This window comes from Alteromonas gracilis (assembly GCF_043642145.1).
Lineage (GTDB): Bacteria > Pseudomonadota > Gammaproteobacteria > Enterobacterales > Alteromonadaceae > Alteromonas > Alteromonas gracilis_B.
The window spans coordinates 765,364-774,094 of sequence record NZ_JBHZRZ010000001.1 but is presented as its reverse complement, the minus strand read 5'-3'; the positions used below and the strand labels follow the sequence as shown (position 1 = coordinate 774,094).

General features: G+C 43.6%; 9 protein-coding genes and 2 tRNA genes. 8 read left to right on the top strand and 3 right to left on the bottom strand.

The window, feature by feature from the left end:
- The 6 genes from ACHUFN_RS03325 (at window position 1) to dusC (ending at window position 3,269) form a co-directional block, all read left to right on the top strand.
- A tRNA-Glu gene (locus ACHUFN_RS03325) sits at window positions 1–76 on the top strand.
- A 157-nt stretch (window positions 77–233) separates the two neighbouring features.
- Window positions 234–309, top strand: a tRNA-Glu gene (locus ACHUFN_RS03320).
- Between the two features lie 393 nt (window positions 310–702).
- Complete coding sequence (locus ACHUFN_RS03315; RefSeq protein ID WP_394220881.1) at window positions 703–1,608, top strand: M14 family metallopeptidase; 906 nt, start codon at window positions 703–705, stop codon at window positions 1,606–1,608.
- 59 nt (window positions 1,609–1,667) lie between these two features.
- Window positions 1,668–1,889: a hypothetical protein gene (locus ACHUFN_RS03310; RefSeq protein WP_394220880.1), complete on the top strand. Its 222-nt coding sequence runs from the start codon at window positions 1,668–1,670 to the stop codon at window positions 1,887–1,889.
- Window positions 1,886–2,062, top strand: coding sequence for a DUF1289 domain-containing protein (locus ACHUFN_RS03305; RefSeq protein ID WP_394220879.1), 177 nt, complete (start codon window positions 1,886–1,888; stop codon window positions 2,060–2,062). The genes ACHUFN_RS03310 and ACHUFN_RS03305 overlap by 4 nt, the downstream gene beginning before the upstream one ends.
- Window positions 2,063–2,330: 268 nt before the next feature.
- On the top strand, window positions 2,331–3,269 hold the full coding sequence (dusC, locus tag ACHUFN_RS03300) for a tRNA dihydrouridine(16) synthase DusC (RefSeq protein WP_394220878.1): 939 nt from the start codon (window positions 2,331–2,333) through the stop codon (window positions 3,267–3,269).
- A gap of 28 nt (window positions 3,270–3,297) precedes the next feature.
- On the opposite strand, the gene ACHUFN_RS03295 is transcribed toward dusC, so the two are convergent.
- The 3 genes from ACHUFN_RS03295 to ACHUFN_RS03285 all read right to left on the bottom strand — a co-directional run bounded on the left by ACHUFN_RS03295 (window position 3,298) and on the right by ACHUFN_RS03285 (window position 5,434).
- Entirely contained in the window at window positions 3,298–4,272 is a 975-nt protein-coding gene (locus tag ACHUFN_RS03295; protein ID WP_394220877.1) for a transposase, read from the bottom strand.
- A gap of 277 nt (window positions 4,273–4,549) precedes the next feature.
- On the bottom strand, window positions 4,550–4,732 hold the full coding sequence (locus ACHUFN_RS03290) for a hypothetical protein (protein WP_394220876.1): 183 nt from the start codon (window positions 4,730–4,732) through the stop codon (window positions 4,550–4,552).
- A 45-nt stretch (window positions 4,733–4,777) separates the two neighbouring features.
- Window positions 4,778–5,434, bottom strand: coding sequence for an arylesterase (locus tag ACHUFN_RS03285; RefSeq protein WP_394220875.1), 657 nt, complete (start codon window positions 5,432–5,434; stop codon window positions 4,778–4,780).
- 16 nt (window positions 5,435–5,450) lie between these two features.
- On the opposite strand from ACHUFN_RS03285, the gene ACHUFN_RS03280 reads away from it, so the two are divergent.
- Window positions 5,451–6,149 carry an ABC transporter ATP-binding protein gene (locus ACHUFN_RS03280; RefSeq protein WP_394220874.1) on the top strand — a complete coding sequence of 233 codons (699 nt, stop codon included), beginning with the start codon at window positions 5,451–5,453 and terminating at the stop codon, window positions 6,147–6,149.
- Entirely contained in the window at window positions 6,150–8,672 is a 2,523-nt protein-coding gene (locus tag ACHUFN_RS03275) for an ABC transporter permease (RefSeq protein WP_394220873.1), read from the top strand.
- Window positions 8,673–8,731: the final 59 nt, after the last annotated feature.

The window sequence follows — 8,731 nt, the reverse complement described above, 5'->3', positions numbered from 1 at the left end:
GTCCCCTTCGTCTAGAGGCCTAGGACACCGCCCTTTCACGGCGGTAACAGGGGTTCGAATCCCCTAGGGGACGCCATTTTATCGCGTCACAGTCGATTAAAACTGTGAAATAGGCTGGAGTTGATTATTCAACTTCTGACTGAAAGTTTCGGTAAGGAAAGGTCGCTCAGTTCGCTGGCTCACTTTGCCTTACTGAAAATCTCGAAAGCGGAGCTTTCGAAAGAAGATTTTCAGTCCCCTTCGTCTAGAGGCCTAGGACACCGCCCTTTCACGGCGGTAACAGGGGTTCGAATCCCCTAGGGGACGCCATATCGAAAAAACCAGCCATCCGGCTGGTTTTTTGTTTCTGCCTCTTAAATATTTTGGACAGTCACTTTCTTTTTTAATTCTTCAACATTCTAAACAGTGTCACTTTTCTTTGCTAAGTAGGTTATCGCTTGTTTCAAATGGTTTTAGAAAAAGAACAGCAGTGGACAGACACTCGTATTTTTCCAAAGCGACAAACCCACTATATTCTAGAGACTGGTAACTCTATACCTTAGGTTTAAATACACAAATGACACATTTCTACTAGCAAGCGGTCTTTTTTCTGAAGTTTAATGCGTAAAGATCTTATGTCACGACTGCTTTTGGATATTCAATGTGGTAGATACGTGAGCTTTTCGAACTGTTATGATCTCAAGAATACAAAAGAGGTGTTATATGCAGAATTATCCAATAGGAACCACCGGGAAGCCGTGGGGCGATGAAGAAAAAGCTGAGTGGAAAGCACAGCAGATTGTAAGAAGAAGCTATCAAGAAGAAGTGCTCGATAAACTTTCTAATATTGTTCCAAACGGTTTTGAGTTAAATCAATATGGTGCATTACCTTACGATGAGGCGCGCTATCCACTTTATGCCGTGTTGCCAGAGAGAATAGACCAAAACAAGCCTTCAGTGTTGGTTACAGGCGGTGTTCATGGCTATGAGACAAGTGGTGTGCAAGGCGCACTTCAGTTTATTGAAACAAAGCTGTCGCACTATGCTAAGCACTTTAATGTGATAGTAGTGCCATGTATAAGCCCATGGGGATATGAGACAATTAATAGATGGAACCCGATGGCATTGGACCCAAATCGCTCTTTCTTTTCTGACTCTCCAGCTCCCGAGTCAGCGCAACTTATGAAGCTAGCGTCTGACTTAGGGGTAGCGCTATCGCTCCATATTGACCTGCATGAAACCACTGATACTGATAACAGCGAGTTTCGGCCAGCACTCGCAGCGCGAGACGGCGTAACGCATGACAACTGGAATATACCTGATGGGTTTTACACAGTAGCAAACACGCCTAATCCCCAATTAGCGTTTCAAAAGGCGGTTATTGACGCTGTAAAACAAGTGACGCATATCGCGCCAGCGGACGAGAACGGTAAAATAATTGGTGCTGATGTAGTAAGTGAAGGTGTTATTTGCTACGACAAAAAAGCGCTATACCTTTGTGGGGGGATGACCGACGCGAAGTATGTGACAACGACCGAAGTTTACCCTGATAGCGACAACGCTACTCCTGAAAATTGTAACGACGCGCAGGTTGCAGCTATTTGCGCAGCTCTGGAATTTATCAAATAGACGCTTGAACGTTTAGACGTCTAGATGTATATTTGAGCCTCTTTTAAAGGAGGCTCTTTGTGTTTACGTATTCTGCGGTCATTTACGATGGAAAAAAACAAAATTTGGTAAAATATGAATGTGGGACAGACACTGAGTTTAAGTCATATCTCGATTCGCATTACGGTTGCCACGTGTGTTTGTGGTCAGACAAAGAGCTGTCTGAGGCGACGCTGGCAAGTATTGCCACTACGCGCATACAAACTAATTTAAATGATTTAGACAACACACAGACACTATGAATTTAGAATCTCCATGCATTGCCCAGTGTAAGCTAAACGATGAAGACGTTTGTATTGGGTGCAGGCGTACTATTGACGAAATAACTCATTGGCGGACATACACAGAGCGCCAAAAAGAATCTGTATTTGTTCGATTAAAAGAGCTAAACAGAAGTGCTTATGAAGAATCGTAAAAGCGATTGGACTCAAGAGTAACGACTAAAGGACAGACACTCCCTTTAACCTCTCTGCCAACAGAAAAGCGCTAACAAAACAGAGGATACTCACGCGTAGTTTGCTTTCTACTTGAATAGTGCTTTGAGTATTTAGTACAGAACAAGTGTGCACAAGTGCGGACAGTCACTTTAGTTGAAATAGTAAGCATTCAAGCCTAGCTGGCATCTCCACTTTTTGCTAAACTCCCGCGCCGATTTTCTGTTTCATCTATTCGAGAAGTTTGTAATGAAAGTAATGCTTGCCCCTATGGAGGGCGTTGTAGATCACTTAATGAGAGATATGCTCACTCGTGTGGGTGGTTTCGACCAGTGCGTTACTGAGTTTGTGAGGGTTGTCGATCAGAAGCTACCCAAAAAAACGTTTTATAGACTATGCCCTGAACTTCATAATGGTGGAAAAACACCATCCGGTGTGCCAGTAAGGGTTCAGCTATTAGGGCAACATCCACAATGGCTTGCTGAAAATGCGCAAACTGCAGTCGAGCTAGGTTCTCCAGGCGTAGACTTGAATTTTGGCTGCCCTGCAAAGACAGTTAACAAAAGTAAGGGGGGGGCGGTTTTACTAAAAGAAACCCAGACTCTCTTCGACATTGTAAAAGCCGTTCGTGACGCAGTGCCGGCTGAAATCCCAGTGTCTGCCAAGATCAGATTAGGCTTTGAAGATAAATCGCTTGCTATTGATAATGCCATTGCAATAACCGAAGCAGGCGCTTCGGAACTGGTGGTGCATGCTAGAACTAAAACTGAAGGGTATAAACCGCCTGCTTACTGGGACTGGATTGCAAAAATTAAGCAACATACTGACATACCTCTTGTCGCTAATGGAGAGATTTGGAGCGCTGACGATGCTAGGCGTTGCCAAAGTCAGTCTGGATGTACAAATTTGATGATTGGAAGAGGGGCTTTGGCACTTCCAAATTTAGCACTTTGCATAAAAGAGAATAACGCCCCAATGCCTTGGTCTGAGCTCGCTGCACTGCTAATACAGTATTCTGGTTACGAAATATTCGGCGATAAAGGCAAGTACTACCCCAATCGAATAAAGCAATGGTGTGGTTATCTAAAAAGACAGTATCCTGAAGCAGAGATGCTATTTAACGATATTAGACGTCTCACGAATTCGCAAGACATCGTTGATGTATTGGCTCGCCAGGCTAATATGTAGAGTTTCCGATCTTAACGTTAATTTTCCCTCAGGAAAGGTATTTCTGTGCATTCGTAACATTGGGACGGCACGATCGGTGGCAGCACTTGGCAAAATTATTCATCATTTCAGGGCAGCCAACAGGGCCAGTAAACAGCGTTTCAAAATTACTGGTTACTAATTGCCAGTTTTCTTTTGTCATACCTAGTTTAGTTAAAAGCCTACTCGGCAATTTAGCGCCTATTCGAGACGATTGACTTTTCTCCGCGGTCAACGTCTCAGTGATTAGTTGCAAGTAATCTGAGAAATCAAAGGGAAGACTCACTTTATTTTCGTGTTTTCCATCATAAAATGGCATTAAAAACCTAGGTACTTTGTTTGAACGTTTTGCATTCAAACGATATTGAATACTTGTATAGTGGGAATTGTTTAGTGTTGTCGCAATTTTGGCTCGTATAGGGTTCAAATCGACGTAGGCCATCACGCTTGCGAGTGCTTTTTCATCAAGAATGGCTTGAGATTTGAATCGTCGTTCCCAGAAGTATCCGGTACATTCATCTTCTTTGTTTGCTTTCCTTGCAATATATTCGTTCAGCAATCGCATAAACCAACTGATACTCTGAAGACGCTCTCGGTAAATTACCGACAGCGATTGCAATTCTGTGAGCTCTTCAAGCGTTACTGAATCAAAATCATCTAGGTATCGCTGAACTACTGGCGGGCATTTATAAAACATGCGCCATCGAAGCAAAACTTCGTCCATCGTCCAACTATCAGCTCTACCTTTCGCTATATGAAGTACAATGTGAATGTGATTATGCATTACAGCGTAAGCGCATAAATCAATTGCGAAGGCTTGTGTTAGCCTGTGAAGCCTATCTTGAATCCACTTTCTTCTATGCTCGTAATTTATTCCTGTTCGTGTGTCTTTGCCGCAAAGATACGATTGCCTTACACAGCGAGAGATGCAGTGGTAATAAGGTGTGACTTCTGTATTTATTTGTTTGTATCTAGGTAGAGGCATATCCGTATCCCAAAGTTATTTAAGAACATTATGAGATTTTCGGATTCAAATTTAAGTGGTCTTTAGGACAGTTTTAATGCCTAAAAAAGCTGCTCTAAAAAAATGCAGAGTTAAAGAGGGAGTTCGAAATTGAAAAAATATTAAACAAGGGACAGACACACGTTAAACAAAGTGACTGTCCACTACTACAATTCTATTTAGCTCTCCATTTGGTTATTGATAGCGATGAGGAGAGTGTCTGTCCGTCGATAAAATGAGTTAGCAGTAAAGTGAAGTGTTACACAAATACGTCAACTCTCGATCCAACACGAGAGTCTGAACTGCTTGAGGTCTGCTGCGTATTTTGAGGCTGCGTTTCACGAGTTTCTTGAACATTACGCTGTTCGAGCGGCTGCGTCTGACGCTGAGGCGACTCTAAAACAGTTGAAACTGGCGCAGAATTAACAGATGAAACATCCATAAATAAACCTCATTGAAAACAAATTATCTAACTAGGTTAGCACAATTATTTAGCATTAAGGATTAAACTTCTTAAGTGTCTGTCCATGAAATTCGCAATTAAAGGCTGAGCATCAGCATTCGGATGAATACCGTCGTTTTGCATTAAATCTTTGTTAAGCGCTATCTCTTCAAGAAAAAAGGGAATTTTTTGCACGTTTTGCGACTCAGCTACTTTGCTAAAGTTTTGTGTAAACATCTGCGTGTAGCGTTTCCCATAGTTAGAAGGAATTTGCATTTCTTGAAGAAATACTTCGGCGTTACTTTCTTTCGCTACTGTTACCAACGAATTAAGGTTGCCCTTAATTTTACTGATATTGTGGCCTTGTAGGCCATCGTTTCCACCTAATTCAATTAAAACATGGGTGGGGTTGTGTTGCTCTAGCAAACGAGGGAAACGTGCTAAACCACCATCTGTGGTTTCTCCGCTCACCGCAGCATTTACAATATCAATCGGAATGTTGTCGTCTTGCCACATTTTTTGTAACAAACTGACCCATCCCTCATGTTGCTGTAATCCATAGGCCGCGGATAAACTGTCACCTAAGATGAGTAAAACCGCATTTTCGCTTGTGTTGCCCTGTTCGGCTTGATCTGATAGCGCTTGGAAGGGTATTAAAATAATAAGTAACAAAGCGAATAAATTACGAAATTTAACTAACACGAATTGATGACCCCATATGATAAAAGCTAATGCTGTAACCAAAGTAGTGGATACGAGTGAAGGTTCTCTGCAGATCCTTCGCCCTATTTCTTTTGAAGTCAAGTCTGGTGAGTCGGTTGCCATTATTGGTGCGTCAGGCTCAGGAAAATCAACACTTTTAGGCTTACTGGCGGGGCTAGACCAAGTTACAGAAGGCGAAATATTCCTAGACAGTGACGCGCTTCATAGCATGAATGAAGAAGAGCGAGCCATTTTAAGGGGGAAAAAAGTAGGGTTTATCTTTCAAAGCTTTATGCTGGTTCAAAGTTTAACGGCGCTTGAAAATGTTATGTTGCCTGCTGAAATAGCCGGGCTTGATAACCCTAAAGCGCTTGCATTAGATATTCTTGAGCAAGTTGGCTTGAAGCACCGCGCGCATCATTTCCCTAATCAGCTTTCAGGCGGTGAGCAGCAGCGTGTCGCTATTGCGCGAGCATTTATTACCTCTCCTAAAATTCTATTTGCTGACGAACCTACTGGAAATCTTGATGCTAAAAACAGTGAAAAAATAGAATCGTTGCTGTTTAAAATGAATAGGGAAAAAGGTACTACTCTTGTTTTGGTAACCCATGACAACGAGCTTGCTGAGCACTGTGACAGACAACTAACCATGAATGCGGGCGAGTTAGTAGAAACGACGGGCGCTAATGCTTTGAATAAGAAAGAGGCAGTGTAGATGTCGACATCTTTTAACTTAGCGTGGCGACTTTTCAAGCACGAGGCTCGACGCGGTGAGCTCACTATAATTTTGTTCGCTATTGTTTTATCTGTCGCTGCAGTATTGTCGCTGTCGCTTTTTAGTGAGCGGCTTCAGGGAGCGCTAAAATCTCGCTCGGCTGCGTTCATTGCTGCTGACGCTCAGCTTCGCTCCGACGACCCGGTAAACGAGGAATGGTTAGCCAAAGCACAAGAAGAGGGGTTAACAACGGCCAAGCAAGTCGCCACCCGCTCTATGGTATTTAAAGGCGATGAAATGTCGCTTGTGGACTTGCGTGCGGTTAACAATGCCTACCCGTTAAAAGGAACCGTCAACATCACAGACCAACCCTTCGGCGAAAAACGCACTACAGCAGAGTTACCACAAGAAGGGGAAGCCTGGGTTCAGTCTCGCCTCTTCCAAAGCTTGGGCCTTTCTATTGGTGATGACATTGAAATTGGCGATGGTGTGTTCACGGTAACTCAAGTATTGGTGGATATTCCTGATGCTGGATTCAGCGTGTTCAATACAGACCCGATTGCTCTGATAAACCTTAGTGATCTAGAGAAAACCGCAGTTACTGGACCAGGAAGCCGAGCGCGCTATGTTAGCTTTTTTGCAGGAGATGCCAGTGACGTTGAAAGCTTTAACGCGTGGTTGTTACCGAAGCTTAATGATGATTTACATTCTTGGCGTACGGTAGAGGACGACGAGTCGGCAATTGGGCGCTCGGTAGCAAGCGCAGAGCGTTATTTTTTATTAGCAAGCTTATTAGCAATTGTTTTGGCCGCAGTGTCTATTGCGGTTGCTGCACAGCGTTACGCTCAGCGTCACTTTGACCCTGTAGCGATTATGAAGACGTTGGGAGCGACGAGCAGCGTTATACGCAAAGTTTACCTGTTTCAGATTTTGTTTATTACTGCACTTGGTATTCTAATTGGTCTAATTATTGGTTTCATAGGCCAGCAAGTCGTAGTTACGCTGGTGGCTGATAGAGTCGATGTATCGCTTGATGTTTGGCATTGGCGGCCGCTTTTGATTGCCGTTGCAACAGGTGCCACGTGCGCACTGCTTTTCTCGTTATATCCGCTTTTACAGCTGTTCTCGGTACCACCACTGCGTGTGTTAAGAAAGGACATTTCCGCCAATTTACGTTCAAGAAGCATCCAATTCGCCGCATCTGGTGGTGCGATATTTTTACTTATGTGGATGTACAGCCAAGACCTAAAAATTAGCGCTATTTTATTCGCATCTGGTGTGGCTCTGGTTTTAGGTCTACTGGGCGCAACGTATGTTCTCATCGCTATTGGGCGTAAACTTGGAAGCGGTAGAATGGGCCCTTGGCAATTAGCGTGGGCGCGCATAAAACGCCGCGCAATGGACAACAGCGTCCAACTAATTAGTTTTTCAATTACGATAATGTTGCTGCTTGTAGTGTTGGTCATGAGAAACGACATGGTTTCTCAATGGCGCTCACAATTGCCTGAAGGCACGCCAAATTACTTCTTAATAAATATCACGCCAGACATACAACCTGAATTGGACAGACACTTTGCTGATAACGGCGTTAAAATTGAAGAGTTCTATCCCGTTATCCGTGGCCGATTTGTATCGGTAAATGGGGAAGGGGTTAACAGCGAGGTTTCTAAAGAAGATGAGCCTAATAGAGAGGGCCGACGAGGTCTCGGGCGAGAAGCAAACCTTACGTGGAGCAACACTTTACAGAAAGAAAATGAAGTTGTTGAAGGTAATTGGCACGGTGATTTTGATGAAAAGTATCAAGAGGGCTGGTTTCCCGTATCCATAGAAGAGGGGGTCGCGCAGCGTTTAAACATTAAAATGGGCGATAGACTTACATTTAATGTGGGAAGTGAAATCGTTGAGACGAAAATAACAAGCGTTCGCAAGGTTAATTGGCAAACGATGCAGCCTAATTTCTTCTTCGTCATTCACCCTGATGCAATGGCCGCATTCAGCCCTACTTATATAACTAGCTTCTACCTTCCTACCGAAAGGAAAGCTGAGTTAACTAACCTTTTAAAACCGTTTGCGTCAATAACTATGTTTGACGTCGACGCGCGGATTAATCAGCTACGAGATATTGTTGATCAAGTTTCTGTAGCGGTAGAGTTTATCCTAGTGTTGGTATTGATGGCGGGAAGTTTAGTATTAATTGCTCAGGTTCAGGCAAGCATGGATGAGCGTAGGCAGGAAATCGCTATTCTTCGTACACTTGGTGCCAAGGGCGCACTCATACGCAAAAGCGTTATTTTTGAGTTTGTGATAATTGGAGTTGTAGCTGGATTTATGGCGGCAATGGCGAACGAGCTAAGCCTATACATGCTTCAGACCTCAGTGTTTCAAATGGAAGCGAGTCTGCACCCTGAATATTGGGCGATAGCACCAAGCGTTGGCGCAATTGTTGTAGGAATATTAGGTGCGTTCGGTTGCTGGCGCTTACTTACACTTAACACCAGTCAAATGCTACGGAATATGGTGTAGAGGAATGCAGGCAAGGGAATTGTGAAAGGGAATTGTGGACAGACACTTTGATTAAGCGA